This is a genomic window from Heyndrickxia acidiproducens DSM 23148 (assembly GCF_000374345.1).
GTDB classification, from domain to species: Bacteria; Bacillota; Bacilli; order Bacillales; family Bacillaceae_C; genus Weizmannia; species Weizmannia acidiproducens.
The window spans coordinates 1-15,746 of record NZ_KB894032.1; the positions used below are offsets into that span (position 1 = coordinate 1).

At 47.3% G+C, this 15,746-nt stretch carries 12 protein-coding genes; 9 read left to right on the top strand and 3 right to left on the bottom strand.

Annotated elements, in window-relative coordinates; translation table 11 throughout:
- Nucleotides 1–585: 585 nt before the first annotated feature.
- The 5 genes from C232_RS0116185 (at nt 586) to C232_RS0116205 (ending at nt 7,066) form a co-directional block, all read left to right on the top strand.
- On the top strand, nt 586–1,422 hold the full coding sequence (locus tag C232_RS0116185) for an MIP/aquaporin family protein (protein ID WP_018665196.1): 837 nt from the start codon (nt 586–588) through the stop codon (nt 1,420–1,422).
- On the top strand, nt 1,397–2,887 hold the full coding sequence (gene glpK, locus C232_RS0116190) for a glycerol kinase GlpK (protein WP_018665197.1): 1,491 nt from the start codon (nt 1,397–1,399) through the stop codon (nt 2,885–2,887). Before C232_RS0116185 ends, glpK begins: the two co-directional genes overlap by 26 nt.
- Nucleotides 2,888–3,026: 139 nt before the next feature.
- Entirely contained in the window at nt 3,027–4,649 is a 1,623-nt protein-coding gene (locus tag C232_RS0116195) for a glycerol-3-phosphate dehydrogenase/oxidase (RefSeq protein ID WP_018665198.1), read from the top strand.
- Between the two features lie 155 nt (nt 4,650–4,804).
- Nucleotides 4,805–6,076, top strand: a complete 1,272-nt coding sequence (gene dctA / locus C232_RS0116200) for a C4-dicarboxylate transporter DctA (protein ID WP_026314649.1) — start codon at nt 4,805–4,807, stop codon at nt 6,074–6,076.
- A 273-nt stretch (nt 6,077–6,349) separates the two neighbouring features.
- On the top strand, nt 6,350–7,066 hold the full coding sequence (locus tag C232_RS0116205; protein WP_018665200.1) for a Crp/Fnr family transcriptional regulator: 717 nt from the start codon (nt 6,350–6,352) through the stop codon (nt 7,064–7,066).
- A 352-nt stretch (nt 7,067–7,418) separates the two neighbouring features.
- On the opposite strand, the gene ric is transcribed toward C232_RS0116205, so the two are convergent.
- Nucleotides 7,419–8,123, bottom strand: coding sequence for an iron-sulfur cluster repair di-iron protein (gene ric / locus C232_RS0116210; protein ID WP_018665201.1), 705 nt, complete (start codon nt 8,121–8,123; stop codon nt 7,419–7,421).
- Nucleotides 8,124–8,248: 125 nt separating this feature from the next.
- On the opposite strand from ric, the gene C232_RS0116215 reads away from it, so the two are divergent.
- On the top strand, nt 8,249–9,157 hold the full coding sequence (locus C232_RS0116215) for a nuclease-related domain-containing protein (RefSeq protein ID WP_018665202.1): 909 nt from the start codon (nt 8,249–8,251) through the stop codon (nt 9,155–9,157).
- Between the two features lie 1,070 nt (nt 9,158–10,227).
- Here the strand turns inward: C232_RS0116215 and C232_RS0116230 are convergent.
- The gene (locus C232_RS0116230) at nt 10,228–10,764 is read right to left on the bottom strand and encodes a YceI family protein (protein ID WP_018665205.1); all 537 of its coding nucleotides are present in this window, start codon (nt 10,762–10,764) and stop codon (nt 10,228–10,230) included.
- Between the two features lie 433 nt (nt 10,765–11,197).
- A complete protein-coding gene (locus C232_RS0116235; RefSeq protein ID WP_018665206.1) occupies nt 11,198–12,313 on the bottom strand; it encodes an NADH-dependent flavin oxidoreductase in 1,116 nt (371 codons plus the stop codon).
- Between the two features lie 538 nt (nt 12,314–12,851).
- On the opposite strand from C232_RS0116235, the gene C232_RS0116240 reads away from it, so the two are divergent.
- The 3 genes from C232_RS0116240 (at nt 12,852) to C232_RS0116260 (ending at nt 15,664) form a co-directional block, all read left to right on the top strand.
- Nucleotides 12,852–13,328: a hypothetical protein gene (locus tag C232_RS0116240; RefSeq protein WP_018665207.1), complete on the top strand. Its 477-nt coding sequence runs from the start codon at nt 12,852–12,854 to the stop codon at nt 13,326–13,328.
- Nucleotides 13,329–13,889: 561 nt separating this feature from the next.
- Entirely contained in the window at nt 13,890–14,798 is a 909-nt protein-coding gene (gene gnd, locus C232_RS0116255; RefSeq protein ID WP_018665210.1) for a phosphogluconate dehydrogenase (NAD(+)-dependent, decarboxylating), read from the top strand.
- 158 nt (nt 14,799–14,956) lie between these two features.
- Entirely contained in the window at nt 14,957–15,664 is a 708-nt protein-coding gene (locus tag C232_RS0116260) for a GntR family transcriptional regulator (RefSeq protein ID WP_018665211.1), read from the top strand.
- Nucleotides 15,665–15,746: the final 82 nt, after the last annotated feature.

Genomic DNA, 15,746 nt, shown 5'->3' on the forward strand with positions numbered 1-15,746 from the left:
CGGGCTTTCATACCGGTTATGAACGACCGCGGGCGCGGATTTTCTTCCGGAGCGGGCTTTCATACCGGTTATGAACGACCACGGGCGTGGAATTTCTTCCGGAGCGGGCTTTCATACCAGTTATGAACGACCGCGAGCGCTGAATTTCTTCCGGAGCGGGCTTTCATACCGGTTATGAACGACCATGCACGTGGATTATCAACCGTCACAGTCTTTCATTGAATGACTACATTCATTCAGGCGGAATAACCGTTTTGAAAAGTCGTTCATAAGCCTGATCACCAACATTTCATAAGCCCACCCCCCCAGTCCTTACCACTCCCGCCCAGCCTTATCCCTGCTTTGTGAACAAATATTGACAAAACCAATAGAAAGCGTTATCATCATGAATAAGTTAATAAACCTGACAGAGAACAAAGAGATCCGATTTAATCGCAATGATTCTGACCCCGAGCCGATAGTGCCTGCAGCTGGACAAATCAATTGCGATAATAAGGATCTTTTTGTTCTTTTTCTTCATGGAAAGGGGGCATTTTTCAAGCTGCATGCGGCGATAGCCTATACAACATGAAAGGGGAGCGGGTAATGAGTCCACTTCTTGGGGAACTAATCGGTACGGCCATCCTGATAATTTTTGGCGCGGGGGTTTGCGCCAATGTGAATTTAAAGAAATCATTTGCTTATAACAGCGGTTGGCTTGTCATCTCTTTTGGCTGGGGGCTTGGCGTGGCCATGGGCGCCTACGCTGTCGGAAAATACAGCGGCGCCCATCTGAATCCGGCCCTGACAGTCGGGCTTGCATTTAACGGCGATTTTCCGTGGTCAAGAGTTGCAGGGTATATTTTTGCACAAATGATTGGCGCGATCATTGGCGCGGCCATTGTATTTCTGCATTTCCTGCCGCACTGGAAAGAAACGAAGGATACCGGTACAAAGCTTGGCGTTTTCGCAACGAGTCCGGCGATTCCAAACCATTTTGCCAATGTACTCAGCGAATTGATTGGAACTTTCGTATTGGTGCTTGGCATTTTAACGATCGGCGCCAACCGTTTTACAGATGGGTTAAACCCGTTCATTATCGGGATGCTGATCGTGGCTATCGGTATTTCGCTCGGCGGGACAACCGGATATGCCATCAACCCGGCACGTGACCTTGGTCCGCGGATTGCGCATTTTCTCTTACCAATCCCGGGGAAAGGACCATCCAACTGGCAATATGCCTGGGTGCCGGTTGTCGGCCCGATGCTGGGGGGATCGCTCGCCGGCGTATTTTACCACGCTGTCTTCAAAGGGGAATGGACACCTTCCTTCTGGTATGTTCTACTAACATGTTTGGTTGTTTTATTGATAATATGGATCATAGATAACAAGAAAAAGAGTGTGAGGAGGAATCAGGATGGAGCAGTACATTTTATCGATTGACCAGGGAACAACAAGTTCAAGGGCCATCCTTTTTAACAAACAAGGGGAAGTCGTGCACACCGCCCAGCAGGAGTTCACGCAGCATTTTCCAAAACCGGGCTGGGTTGAGCACAATGCCAATGAAATCTGGGCTTCTGTGCTGGCCGTTGTTGCAACCGTTTTAACAGAGGCGGATGTTGAGCCGAAACAAGTGGCTGCAATCGGGATTACAAACCAGCGTGAAACGGCAGTCGTCTGGGATAAAAACACAGGCCATCCAATTTACAATGCGATCGTCTGGCAGTCGCGGCAAACAGCGGGTATTTGCGCAGAGCTAAAAGAAAAAGGCTATGAAGACATGGTCCGTGCAAAAACCGGCCTGCTGATCGATCCCTATTTCAGCGGTACGAAAATCAAATGGATTCTCGACCATGTCGACGGAGCAAGGGAACGCGCAGAAAAAGGCGAACTGCTTTTCGGCACGATTGACACCTGGCTGATCTGGAAATTTTCAGGCGGCAAAGCCCATGTCACGGACTATTCAAATGCATCGCGGACGCTGCTTTATAATATTTATAATCTCAAATGGGATCCTGAGCTGCTTGACATGCTCGGCGTGCCGGCGTCCATGCTTCCGGAAGTCAAACCGTCCTCCCATGTCTTTGCAAAAACGGAGTCCTACCATTTTTTTGGCCAGGAAACGCCAATTGCCGGCGTTGCGGGCGACCAGCAGGCGGCATTATTCGGGCAGGCTTGCTTTGAAGAAGGCATGGCGAAAAACACATACGGAACCGGCTGTTTTATGCTGATGAACACAGGAGAGAAAGCGGTTAAGTCGAAAAACGGGCTGTTGACAACGCTTGCCTGGGGCATTGGCGGCAAGGTTGAATATGCACTGGAAGGCAGTATCTTTGTGGCCGGCTCAGCGATTCAATGGCTGCGTGACAGCATGCGCATGATCAAAACTAGTGCCCAAAGCGAAGAATATGCAGACCGGGTTGTCTCAACCGACGGCGTCTATGTTGTGCCCGCTTTTGTCGGCCTCGGCACCCCGTATTGGGAAAGTGATGTGCGCGGTTCTGTATTCGGGCTGACCCGCGGGACGACGAAAGAGCATTTTATCCGCGCCACCCTGGAATCGCTTGCTTACCAGACGAAAGACGTGCTGACCGCAATGGAAGCTGATTCGAATCTGCCGCTAAAAACTTTACGGGCTGATGGCGGCGCGGTAGTAAATAATTTCCTCATGCAGTTCCAAAGCGACATCCTTGCCGTCCCGGTAGAACGGCCGGTCGTCAGCGAAACCACTGCGCTTGGAGCCGCCTACTTGGCTGGTCTTGCGGTCGGTTACTGGGGCTCCTGCGAAGAGATCGCCAAGCAATGGAAAGTGGAAAGAAAATTTGAACCGAAACTCAATGAAAACAGGCGGGAAGCACTTTATGCAGGCTGGAAAAAAGCAGTCGAAGCCACAATTGTTTTCAAATAAGCAAATGATTGCTATAATAAATTACAAGTTCATATATTAGTCAAGAGATGCAGAGAGACCTGGCTTGTTTTATGGTGCCCCCATAATGCTTGTTCAGGTCTCTTTTTGTTTGAAACGAACAAAAACGGAGGGGACAGCGATGAATTTTTCAAGCAAACAACGCGAAAACCTATTAAAAAAGATGGGGTCGGAAGAATATGATCTGCTCATTATCGGAGGCGGCATCACAGGCGCCGGCATTGCGCTTGATGCAGCGGCGCGCGGCATCAAAACAGCACTGATCGAAATGCAGGACTTCGCAGCCGGTACATCCAGCCGTTCGACAAAACTCGTCCACGGCGGGCTCCGCTATTTAAAACAGTTTGAGGTAAAAATGGTAGCCGAAGTCGGGAAAGAACGGGCGATCGTCTATGAAAACGGCCCCCACATTACAACACCGGAATGGATGCTTTTGCCATTCCATAAAGGCGGCACATTTGGCGCATTTACTACCAATATTGGCTTGCGGCTGTACGATTTTCTGGCCGGCGTAAAAAAGCAGGAACGGCGGAAAATGCTGTCGGCACAAGAAACGCTTGAAAAAGAACCGCTCATTAAAAAAAACGGGCTTAAAGGCGGCGGGTATTATGTTGAGTACCGGACAGATGATGCCCGCCTCACAATTGAAGTCATGAAAGCAGCTGCTGCACATGGCGCCCTTGCCGTCAACTATGTGAAAGCGGAAGAATATCTGTACGAGAACGGCCGCATTGCAGGCGCCCTCGTCCGTGACCAGTTCAGCGGCGAAACTGCAAAAGTGCGCGCCAAAATCGTTGTGAATGCGACCGGCCCGTGGGGGGATAAAATGCGCGACAAGGATGCCCCCGGCAAAAAAAAGCTGCGCCTCACAAAAGGCGTCCACATTGTCTTTGACCAAAGCATCTTCCCGCTGCACCAGGCCGTTTACTTTGACACACCGGACGGGCGCATGGTATTTGCCATCCCGCGCGGCGGCAAAACATATGTGGGCACGACCGATACCTTTTACGATAAGGATCCGGTCCATCCGAAGCCGCTCCCTGAAGATATCCGTTATCTCTTAAACGCGATCCATTATATGTTTCCGGCTGTAAAGGTGGCCGCCCACGATGTCGAATCAAGCTGGGCCGGCGTCCGCCCGCTGATTTACGAAGAGGGCAAGGATGCTTCTGAAATTTCACGTAAAGACGAAATTTGGGAAGCGGAAAGCGGCCTGATCACCATTGCCGGCGGGAAACTGACCGGATACCGCAAAATGGCGGAGACGGTGGTGGACTTAGCTGCCAAAAAGCTGGGCAATACAAAAACCTGCCAAACCAAGCATCTGCCGGTTTCAGGCGGAGATTTCGGCGGCTCTGATCATTTTGCCGCTTATATTGAAGAAAAAAGCAAAGAAGGCGAAGCATGCGGGCTCTCGCGGGAGACGGCAAGGGAAATGGTGCGCAAATACGGCACCAACGCCGGCAAACTTTTTGAATATGCAAAAGCCTGCAATGACGGCACATTGCCGCGCGAAGTTTTCGCCCAGCTCAAATATGCTGTCGAACACGAAATGGCTGCAAAACCGATAGACTTTTTCATTCGCCGCACCGGTGCCCTCTATTTTAACATCAACTGGGTACAAAAATGGAAAGCACCCGTGATTGCCTGGATGGCACGCGAATTCTCCTGGAATGAAAAAACGGAAAAGCAATACACAGAAGAACTGGAAGCAGCCATTCGCGAGGCCGTTCCCGCAGAATAATAGAAAGACATGCGCCCGCTTGTTGCCAAAACATGCGGGCCATATTTTTTTACTATTTAAATATAAAAATAGTGAAAAAACAATAAACCTGTTATATAATAGAAATAGAATTCGAAACACCGTAATGTAAGCGCAAACAAAGAGGGGATGTAAAATTGAGAGTCAACTTCCGAAATATGACGGTGCAGGTGATCATTGGAATTATCTTAGGAATTATCGTGGGGCTTGTCTCGCCAAAATTCGGCGCAGAACTGAACATTCTTGCCCAATGGTTTATTAAACTCATTAAAATGCTTGTTCCGCCAATTATTTTTCTAACGGTTGTTACCGGAATCGGCGGTATGGGGGACATGAAAAAAGTCGGCAGGATCGGCGGCAAAGCACTGATTTATTTTGAAATTGTCAGCACCATTGCACTTGCGATCGGGCTTGTTGTTGTGAACCTGATCCAGCCGGGCCACGGTATTGATACGAGCCATGCCAAAGCAAGCGAAGTTTCACAATTTGTCACGCAGGCCAAAGACAGCGAAACCGGTTTTATCGGCTTTATTTCCAATATCATTCCGGAAAGTATTGCCGGTGCTTTTGCGCAAGGTGATCTTTTGCCGATTTTATTCTTCGCGGTATTGTTTGGAACTGCTGCCGCGTCCCTGGGCCAGAAAGCAAAGCCGGTCATCCGGTTTTTTGAGGATCTGACCGAAATCTTCTTTAAAATTGTTGGAATGGTCATGAAAATATCGCCTATTGCCGCGTTCGGGGCGATGGCGTATACGGTCGGCCAGTTCGGCGCCTCATCACTCATTAATCTTGGCGAGTTGATGGGATCCGTTTATCTCACCATGCTGATCTTCATTTTGCTTGTGATCGGCGGCATCGCGAAAGCATTCGGATTCAATATTTTAAAATTCATTGCCTACATCAAAGAAGAACTGCTGCTTGTACTGGGGACATCCTCCTCGGAATCGGCCATGCCATCTTTGATGAAAAAGCTCGAAAACTACGGTTGTTCCAAATCGGTGGTCGGCCTTGTTGTCCCGACCGGCTATTCCTTTAACTTGGACGGTACAGCAATTTACTTATCCATGGCATCCATTTTCATTGCCCAAGCCTATAATGTGCATCTGTCCATCACACATCAAATTACGCTGCTGCTGATTTTGATGCTGACTTCAAAAGGTGCTGCAGGCGTTACCGGTTCCGGCTTTATCACCCTGGCTGCGACCTTGTCCGCGGTTCCGGTAATTCCGGTCGCAGGGATCGCCCTTTTAATCGGTGTGGATCGTTTCATGTCCGAATCACGGGCGATTACAAATATCATTGGCAATGCAGTCGCAACAGTCGTTGTTGCCAAAATGGAAAATGAATTCGGCGAGGCGGAAAATTCAGCCCCGGCTGCAGTGGAACCGACGCGGATCATTCCGTCGTAAGAAACGTCTCATTCCCGGAATTGTGTAAAAACGGTAAGACAGGCTCATTTCGGCGTCTTACCGTTTTTTGCTTTTATTTGAATAACTGCCGGTCTTTCAGATTCGTGGGAAGGAAACATGGGCTTTATCTCCATGATAAATTCCCGCTTAAACCTTTTGTTTGAATACAGATAGTTACAATATTACGATTTCCTCATTTTTATTGTAAAATAGTAAATAAAGGTGTCTACTATACTTTTCATCGTTTAAACGTCTAAGAAGGGAGGCAGGGTTATGGAAAAACAGTATGAATCATTGCGGAAAATGCCGCTGTTTAAAGGGCTGGGCGCAGAGGAACTTGCCATGATTGCCGGCGCAGCCATTGAAAAGCACGTTAAAAAAGGGAGCCATATTTTTTACCAGGGCGACCCGCAGAAAGCCGTTTATTTTATCCGCAAAGGGGAAGTAAAAATTTACCGCAATGATTTGAACGGCAAAGAACAAATTATCACCCTGCTGCGGGAAGGGGACATGTTCCCGCATGTCGGCTTTTTCCGCAAAATCCGCTATCCGGCAAATTCCCTCGCGATTGAAGAAACAGACCTGTTGGCTGTAAGAATTTCCGATTTTGAAAAAGTGCTGCTCGAAAACCCGCATCTGGCCATGACATTATACCGGGTGATGAGCGACGAAATCCTAGATTTACAGGACCGCCTTGAAGCACAGATTTTAAACAGTGCTTATGAACAAGTCATCAAACTTTTCCTGCGCCTCGCCCGCTCGCACGGCACTGCAGCCGATGAAGCAGGCTTTATCCTTGTCAAAGTCCCGCTCAACAACACCGACCTCGCCAGTATGATCGGCGTCACCCGCGAAACCATCAGCAGGACCATCCACCGGCTCAAACAAAAAAACCTCATCATCCCGCAGGAAAAAGGCACCTACCTCATCCACCTCGAACAACTGACAAACGAATTGCTGGACGGACCTGAACAAACAAAAAACACCTGAAAGACAGATCCACATCCCAAATCAGGCCTGTCCGGCGAAGCAAGAAAGCGAGGAAGAGAAACAAAGTCCTGCTCCCCGGTGAGTGAAAGCAGTGAAAAGAAAAAGGGAGCTGCTGCCGCGGTGAAAAGCGTTGAATGGGAAAAAGCCCCGTTCCCCGGCGAGGTAAAGTGTTAAAGGAAAAAAGCCCTGCTCCCCGGCGAGGTAAAGTGTTAAATGGAAAAAAGCCCTGCTCCCCGGTAAGTGAAAGCAGTGCAGGAAAGAGAGCCATACACCGTAACATGTTAAAAGTGCTGAATAAAAAAAGGCCTGTCCCCGCTGCATTAAAGCGGTATAGGCCCGGCCCCTTTTGCCATTAGCTGGCTTGTTCAAGCAGGCGTTTGAATAAAATATTGTTTTCAAGATGAATATGTTGGAACGTATCATTTTCAAAGTTTTCAAGACGGCGATAAACGAGTTGAAATGTCCGGCATGCGCCCTCCGGAAGCGTGTAGTCATTCGTAATTTCACGGAGGCGGTGCAGAATTTCACCCACTGAGGCATGCTCGCTTTCCAGATCTGCCAACTCAGCCGTAGCAGCCGCCAGATTTTCAGCTGTCGGGTTGCTGTCATAGGCACGGATCGCCGGAAACTGCCCGCTATCTTCTTTATCCGTATGCTCAAGAAGTTCCGCCTTTAATTGATTAAATAAAGCATGTACTTCAACAAGATGCGGATGGTTGCCGCCATGAACGCGCATTACCTTCGTCACATACGGGCTCAAGTTCGGCAATTCCTCACGCAAAAACGCATGGTGGGTTGCCGTAATATGGTCAACAATTTCCGAAAAACTTGCCTCATTCCAATTTTTCTCCTCACTGCTGCCGGCAAACTGATCATAAAGCGCCTGGACCGCAGATACCAGTTCATCCGCTGAAAGATTACGTTTTTCAGCTGCTTCTTTGACAGAAATATTGCCGCCGCAGCAAAAATCAATGCGGTTTGCTTTAAAAAGATCCGCTGCTTTCGGGAACAAAGCCACAATTTCCCCAACGGTTTGCTCTGTTGTAAAACGTTCCATATCATTCACTCCCTCGTATAAGCTTTTTCAATTGTAAACCATTGCGGTTGGAAAATTTGTGATCCAAGTCACGGAATGCATGTTAAAATAAACATGAAACTTATCATGAAGAAAGGAAGCGGCCTATGATCCATAAGCACCGTACGAAATCCGAAGAACTTTGCATGCTTGAATCGCTGCATGCACGCATGGACTTAACAGAAAATGACAGGAAGCATTACATCAATTTAAAAAAAGGCTATGAGGGCGAGTTAAAATTTGATTCAATGACAGAAAAACTTCAATGCGATTGCCTTCTATTAAATGATTTGCGGCTCAAAATGAATAACACCCATTTCCAAATGGATTCATTGATGATTACTTTAGAAGGCATCTGTATGTTTGAAGTGAAAAACTTCGAAGGCGATTTTTTTTACGAACGAGACAAGCTTTTCATGCGGAATAAAACTGAAATCAATTACCCGCTCATCCAACTGAGGCGAAATGAATCCTTATTGCGCCAACTGCTGCAAGACCTCGGCTGGAACAATATCCCCATCGACTCCAAGGTTGTTTTTATCAATCCCGAATTTACGCTATACCAAGCGCCACTAAATCTCCCATTTATTTACCCAACCCAGATTCCAAAATATTTCAGAAAATTAAACACCACCCCCTCAAAACTAACAAAAAAACACCTAATCCTGGCAGACAAACTGGTTTCCTGCCATCTGGAAAAATTCCCATTCCTGCAACTGCCTGAATATGAATACACCCAGCTGCAAAAAGGCATCACTTGCGAAAGCTGCCGTTCTTTTTCAGTGGCGGTAGAAGGGATGAAAGTCGTTTGTGGGGAATGCGGACATAAGGAAGGAGTTGACGAAGCTGTTTTACGCAGTGTTAAGGAATTTAAGCTCCTTTTCCCAGGTCAGAAAATTACAACAAACAAAATTCAAGAATGGTGTAAAATCATAGACTCAAAAAAGACAATTAAAAGGATTTTAAGTAAAAATTTTACACCAGAAGGCGTTCGCCAATGGACTTATTATCAATAAAACGTCGGTATTTTGTTGGGATTTGGGATAAGTGTCCCTAGGGAAATGGGATCGTTGAAAAATGAATGACCACACAAGAGTAAAATCTATAGTACCGGTCGTTCATAATGTTAATGAAAGCCCAAGCCGGAAGAAAACCCGTACTCGCGGTCGTTCATAGGAGAAATGAAAGCCCGCGGCGGAAGAAAATTCATGCCCGCGGTCGTTCATAGGAGAAATGAAAGCCCGCGGCGGAAGAAAATTCATGCCCGCGGTCGTTCATAGGAGAAATGAAAGCCCGCGGCGGAAGAAAATTCATGCCCGTGGCCGTTCATGAGAGGAATGAAAGCCCATGTCGGAAGAAAATTCGTGCCCGCGGTCGTTCATAGGAGGAATGAAAGCCCGCGGCGGAAGAAAACTCGTTCCCGCGGTCGTTCATAAGAGAAATGAAAGCCCGCTGCGGAAGAAAATCCGTGTTCGCGGTCGTTCATAAGAGAAATGAAAGCCCGTGTCAGAAGAAAATCCACGCTCGCGGTCGTTCATAAGAGGAATGAAAGCCCGTGTCGGAAGAAAATTCATGCCCGCGGGCTTTCATAAGAGAAATGAAAGCCCGTGTCGGAAGAAAACCCGAGCCCGTGGTCGTTCATAGGAGGAATGAAAGCCCGCGTCGGAAGAAAACCCGAGCCCGCGGTCGTTCATAGGAGGAATGAAAGCCCGTGTCGGAAGAAAACCCGAGCCCGCGGTCGTTCATAGGAGGAATGAAAGCCCGCGGCGGAAGAAAATTCATGCCCGCGGTCGTTCATAGGAGAAATGAAAGCCCGCGGCGTAAGAAAACTCGTTCCCGCGGTCGTTCATAAGAGAAATGAAAGCCCATGTCGGAAGAAAATTCGTGCCCGCGGTCGTTCATAGGAGGAATGAAAGCCCGTGTCGGAAGAAAACCCGAGCCCGTGGTCGTTCATAGGAGAAATGAAAGCCCATGTCGGAAGAAAATCCACGCTCGCGGTCGTTCATAATCATAACCGGAATCTATCCATATAACCAAAACCGCGCCGGACAGCTTTCGCCCGGCGCGGTTCCATTCCAGATCCGTTTTATTCCGCTTTGCTTGCTTCCAGTTCAACTGTAAATTTAATGTCATCGCCGACCAATACGCCGCCGGTTTCAAGTGCGGCGTTCCATGTCAGGCCGTAGTCGCTGCGTTTTACTTTACCTTCTGCGCTTAAGCCGACTGTTTCAGCACCGGTCATCGGGTTTTTGGAAATCCCCTCGAAAGTAACGTTAAACGTTTCTTCCTTGGTTACGCCATGAATGGTCAGGTTGCCCGTTATTTCATACTCGTCATCGTCCACTTTTGTAACCGAAGTCGAGAGGAATGTAATATTGGGGTAATTTTCTGCATCAAAGAAGTCTGCTGAACGCAGGTGGTTGTCACGGTCAGTATTTTTTGTATCAATGCTGCTTACGTCAATGGTAAAAGAAACAGCGGCACTCGTTAAATCTTGTGGATCTGCTTCAATATCAGCCTCAAATTTTTGGAAAGACCCTTTAACTTTTGAAATCATCATATGTTTGACTGTAAAATCAATCGAGCTATGTGCATAGTCTACTGCCCATTTTGAATTTGCCATAATAAATTCCTCCTAAATTTCGTTATGAATGGATTGGCCATCCGTTTACATGAATGGTCATTGAACCCCCACTTGATCCATCATTATTTTTTGGATCGGAACGTTCTGCATGCCAGAGATGCACAGTTTGCTCATCATTTTTCTAAGACAGGGTAACGCGTGACAGCACCCTCGCAAAAAAACAGACCCCATACTTTATCAATGATGAAATATGTGTCATCTAAACTCATGCAAAAACATTTAGTAATCAACTAATAAAAACTTTATTAATTACTTTTCGTAACTTAGTTTAATATTGTAAGTGATTAATGTCAAGCAGAAAATCCCTTTTTTTTATAAAAAAGAGCCCGGCCCGCATTTCGCAATTTCGTTGCAAAAATGCAGGCTGGGCCCAAAAATGGCTTTCCCGCAGTACATGAGGCTCTAAAAAGGCTTATGATTCAAACGGGAACCAGCCGGGTCTTGAGATAATGTTGTTCCAAAGCGGTTCAGGGATGACAAGGCGTTCGCGGTCGTCAAGCTTTAATGCGGTTTGGATTTCAGCTTCTTTTCCGGAGCGGATTTTTTCCGCCCAGTGCGGTTCAATCACCAGTTCGCGGCCGAGCGCAATCAGCGGTACACCGGTTTCTAATGCTTTTAATGCATCGTCCGCTGTGTGCAGGGAACCGACACCGATTACGGGTACTTTGCTTCCAATTCTCTCCAAAATTTGTTCAATACGGCTGCGTTCAGGATCCGCGCCGCGCCTTGCTTTCGACCAAAAATCGAGCATAGAAATATGAAGATAGTCCAAATCTTTTTCTACCAGAGCATCCAACAGCGTATAGGTATCTGCCATTGTGATTCCCGGTTCGTACGGTTCTTCCGGGGAGAGCCTGTAGCCAACCAAAAACGGCTGCTCAGCCTCAGCGGCAGCTTTTTTCACGGCATCCACGACTGCAAGCGGGAAAGCAAGCCGTTTCTCAAGGCTGCCGCCCCATTTGTCCGTGCGCCGGTTTGTGGCCGGAGAATAAAATTGTTGAACGAGATAGCCATTGGCCCCGTGGATTTCCACCCCGTCAAAACCGGCTTCAATGGCGCGCCGGGTTGCTTCGCCGAACGCCTGTACAATCGCTTCGGTTTCATCTGATGTCAGCGCCCGTGCATGCGCATCGCCGGTAGAAGTATCAACATCGCTTGCACTTACGATATCTCCGTTTGGCACGAGTTCCGGCGGGCATTCGCGGCCGCCATGGTGGATTTGCAGAACTGCTTTCGCTTTTGCTTTGTGAATTACGCCGGTGAGCTTTTTCATGCCGGCAATCATTTCATCCCGGTCTGCTGCCGGCTGCCCCGTAAAGGCTTTGCCGTTTGCTGTCACGTTCGCGCAGGCGGTGATGACGAGCGAAGGGCTGCCCGCACGTTCTGCATAATAGCGCAGTTCAGCATCCGAGATTGACCCATCATCGTTTGAGGAATAATGTGTCATCGGTGCCATCACAATCCGATTGTTTATCGTAACCCCGCTTTTAAAGGTAAATGGTTCAAATAAAGCATCATATCGGCTCATATTATATGCCCCTTTTCTATTTATAATTTTTTCGATTGTCCAACAGTTGAGCTGTTTTTTGCCTCTATCTGAGAGAAGCCAATATCGGACCAAACCCCCAAGGCCCTGAAATCCGTACGCCAATGGACAAGCGCCCTACGGTTTTTCTGATTGTCCAGCTGAGGGCGCTATCGGCTAGCGGATTTCCTGTCCTCTTTCTAGCGATAAGTCAACATCGGTTCGTCCCTCACCGTGTTATCCTATTATCTCAGTCAGAGGCCCTGAAATCCGTACTCCGATTGGCAAGCGCCCTACGGCTTTTCTTGATCCAGCTGCAGCGCCCGGGGGCTCAGTTCAAAGTCCGGCACATTGAAGCCGGAAGCGGACTTCTCTGGTGCCGGAGCATTTGCTTGCCGCCCCTGTTCAAGGCGCCTTCGCTTTTCTTATTATGTCTCAATCTGTAAAAGAATTGAAACATTATGCACTGGAACAACGGACAATGAGGGTGCATAGAATAGGGGGAAGGGATTTAGACATCTTGAATTGGGAGACGTGAACGATGAATGATATCCTTTTGTTGGTTCAACTGGTGGCAAAAAGGTTAAGTGTCCTGTCGCTGTTCGCAACGGTTCTGCTGTTTCTGTCCCAATTATGGCTGTATTCCGTCTTGTTACTATTATTAACCGGCGTTTTCATTTGTGTGGATCGCCTTATAACACAAAAAAACCGCGGGCTGGCGGCTGAAGACCCACGGAACTGGTACACACTGATTGTTGTGAATGACGAAGACTGGGAGGAAGAAGAGCATGTCCCGTTATTTGAAATGGAAGACGTATCGCTTGAACTTCATTATCAATACGAAGATATCCGCCGCATAAACCCGGCAATCCAGTTTTCGGCGCTGCCCGGTTTTATTTTAGTGGAAACGGACGATTCAAAAAGGATTGAAGAATTGCTGGAGAAACCTGCCATCTTTACAAGCAACTACGCGGAAATCATCCGGTTTTTAAAAAAAGAGAAACCGTCCGGGAGCTAAGATCCTGCTTTGAACATTTTTGAGCAGAAGGAGTATGGCGTTTGTAAAAATTCACAGGGTAAGAATTCCCACTTTTCATTCAGCTGAATTTTGTGGAAGCAACACGGCGTTTGTAAAAATGCTCCGAACCCGGTTTGTGAACGGAAACGCCACGCCGGGAGCGGAGCTTATCTCACGGAATCCGAAACCAGCCTGTTGCCGTTTTTAAGGCGCCCGCTCCTCGATTTCTAATACCGGATGAGCCAAGCCAATCATTTCTTCCGTACAGGTCAGTGCAAGCTGCAGAACAACATGGGATAAAAAGTCCCGCAAAGTGACCTCCATCAGGTATGCAGCCAGCGAGGCAGAAAAATTAAACGTGTCGAGTAATTCTCAGGATTTAGGAAAATTTGCCCGTTATGTGATATTTCTATGAATCTCGCATCCTATCTTGACATGGATCAATGGTAGGATTAAGATAAGTTTGTAGGAAGAAAAGGGTTACATTTTAATGACTAAAAATAAAAGCGCTATCTCTGCGATAAACTTGTCGACAAGTATACAGGATAAAGGAGGGTCATGATGGAGATTGGTATGATCGGCCTTGGAAAAATGGGTTTGAATTTGGCACGAAATATGCTTGATCATCAGATTAATGTGAAGGCTTATGATATTTCCGAAGAGACAGTCAGACGGGCGGCATCTCTGGATTCGCGGGCAAATTATTATACCTCGCTGGAAAAATTCATCCGCGGACTTGAGACACCGAGAAAGGTTTGGGTGATGGTGCCAAGCGGTAAACCGACGGAAGAAACCATTCATCGCCTTAGTAAGTTGCTAAGCCCTGGTGATATCGTCATGGATGGCGGGAATACACGTTATACCGATTCACTCAGGCATTATGAGATGCTTCGGGAAAAAGGGATTGCTTTTCTCGATGTCGGTACTTCCGGCGGAATGGACGGGGCGAGGAATGGTGCTTGCCTGATGATCGGCGGCGATAAATCTGCATATGATGTGATGGAGCCGCTTTTTAAAAAAATTACGGTAAAAGATGGATGCCTCTACACCGGCAAACCGGGGAGCGGCCATTTCCTCAAGATGGTGCATAATGGTATTGAATACGGCATGATGGAGGCGCTGGCTGAAGGGTACGAGATTCTGGAAAAAAGTCCGTTCGAGTATGATAACCATGCTGTTGCAAAAGTCTGGAGTCACGGCTCAGTGATTCGCAGCTGGCTTGTCGAACTGCTGGAGAATGCCTTTGCTAAGGATGCCCATCTCAATGAAATCAGCGGGATCGTGGAATCATCCGGCGAAGGAAAATGGACGGTTGAATCCGCACTTGATTTGAAAGCGTCTGCACCGGTTATTACCTTAGCGCTGATGATGCGTTATCGTTCTCTCGAAAAAGATACTTTTACCGGCAAAGTGGTTGCTGCGCTTCGAAATGAATTCGGCGGCCATGCTGTAACCCGGTCCGATCAGTGAAGCCCGGGCATTTGCAACCGCCGTCTCATTCCAAAAGAAGCATGAATTCATTGAAATATTTTAAGTTACCTCATTTAAGTTGGCAAGTGAAATGAAAAAGGAAGCAGGAAAACCAATTTCTATTTTTACCGATCACTTTGATGACAGGAGTTTTTCATATGCTGCATTTCCCTGAATTATGGATGAAAGACGCATCGCTTGGTGAACAAATAGCAAATGAATTGCGCCTCTTAATCCTTGAAAATGTGATAAGACCCGGGGAGATTCTTTCTGAAAATCAGATCGCCAGGAAATATGGAACCAGCCGTTCACCAGTCCGCGATGCAATGAAAGCGCTCGCTAATGATGGCCTGATCCGCTTGGAAAGAATGGGTGCCTGTGTATTAGGGATGAGCCCGGAAGATATCCATGAACTGTATGACGTGCGTGAAATGATTGAGAATTTTGCGCAGCAAAGAGTAACAGTTGGCCAACAAGACCAGTTCATCAAACGGTTAAATCAGACGATTGATAAAATGGAAATTGCCGCAAAATACCATAATCACAGCGACTTTGCCTATTACGATTTTTCCTTCCATGAAGAGATCATCCGAAATGCCGGCCACAGGCGTATTATGAATTTGTGGAATGGCATGAGATCGCTGATTATGGCTGTCATCATTGTGACGACTGAAGATGTCTTTGCTCACGGCCCGGAGCATGTTGAATGGGTCATCGAAAAACATAGGAAAATCGTCCGCAGTCTTTTAACAGGAAATGAGGAAGATGTCGGACAATCCGTTACTTCCTATTTTAAAGATTCAAAAAGAACGCTGGACAAATCGTTTCCAGTATCAGAAACAGGGAAAGATATACATGACAAGTGATACTTGAAATTCTATTCGGCTTTAAATTGCCGGCAAGTATGCAAGTTGTGACGTAAGCGGTTAAGATGGAAAAAACAGGTTT

Excerpts from the sequence above, each read along its gene's own strand:
- C232_RS0116185 (WP_018665196.1), top strand. The coding sequence starts at position 586 with ATGAGTCCACTTCTTGGGGAACTAATCGGTACGGCCATCCTGATAATT.
- glpK (WP_018665197.1), top strand. The coding sequence starts at position 1,397 with ATGGAGCAGTACATTTTATCGATTGACCAGGGAACAACAAGTTCAAGG.
- C232_RS0116195 (WP_018665198.1), top strand. The coding sequence starts at position 3,027 with ATGAATTTTTCAAGCAAACAACGCGAAAACCTATTAAAAAAGATGGGG.
- C232_RS0116205 (WP_018665200.1), top strand. The coding sequence starts at position 6,350 with ATGGAAAAACAGTATGAATCATTGCGGAAAATGCCGCTGTTTAAAGGG.
- ric (WP_018665201.1), bottom strand. The coding sequence starts at position 8,123 with ATGGAACGTTTTACAACAGAGCAAACCGTTGGGGAAATTGTGGCTTTG.
- C232_RS0116215 (WP_018665202.1), top strand. The coding sequence starts at position 8,249 with ATGATCCATAAGCACCGTACGAAATCCGAAGAACTTTGCATGCTTGAA.
- C232_RS0116230 (WP_018665205.1), bottom strand. The coding sequence starts at position 10,764 with ATGGCAAATTCAAAATGGGCAGTAGACTATGCACATAGCTCGATTGAT.
- C232_RS0116235 (WP_018665206.1), bottom strand. The coding sequence starts at position 12,313 with ATGAGCCGATATGATGCTTTATTTGAACCATTTACCTTTAAAAGCGGG.
- C232_RS0116240 (WP_018665207.1), top strand. The coding sequence starts at position 12,852 with ATGAATGATATCCTTTTGTTGGTTCAACTGGTGGCAAAAAGGTTAAGT.
- gnd (WP_018665210.1), top strand. The coding sequence starts at position 13,890 with ATGGAGATTGGTATGATCGGCCTTGGAAAAATGGGTTTGAATTTGGCA.
- C232_RS0116260 (WP_018665211.1), top strand. The coding sequence starts at position 14,957 with ATGCTGCATTTCCCTGAATTATGGATGAAAGACGCATCGCTTGGTGAA.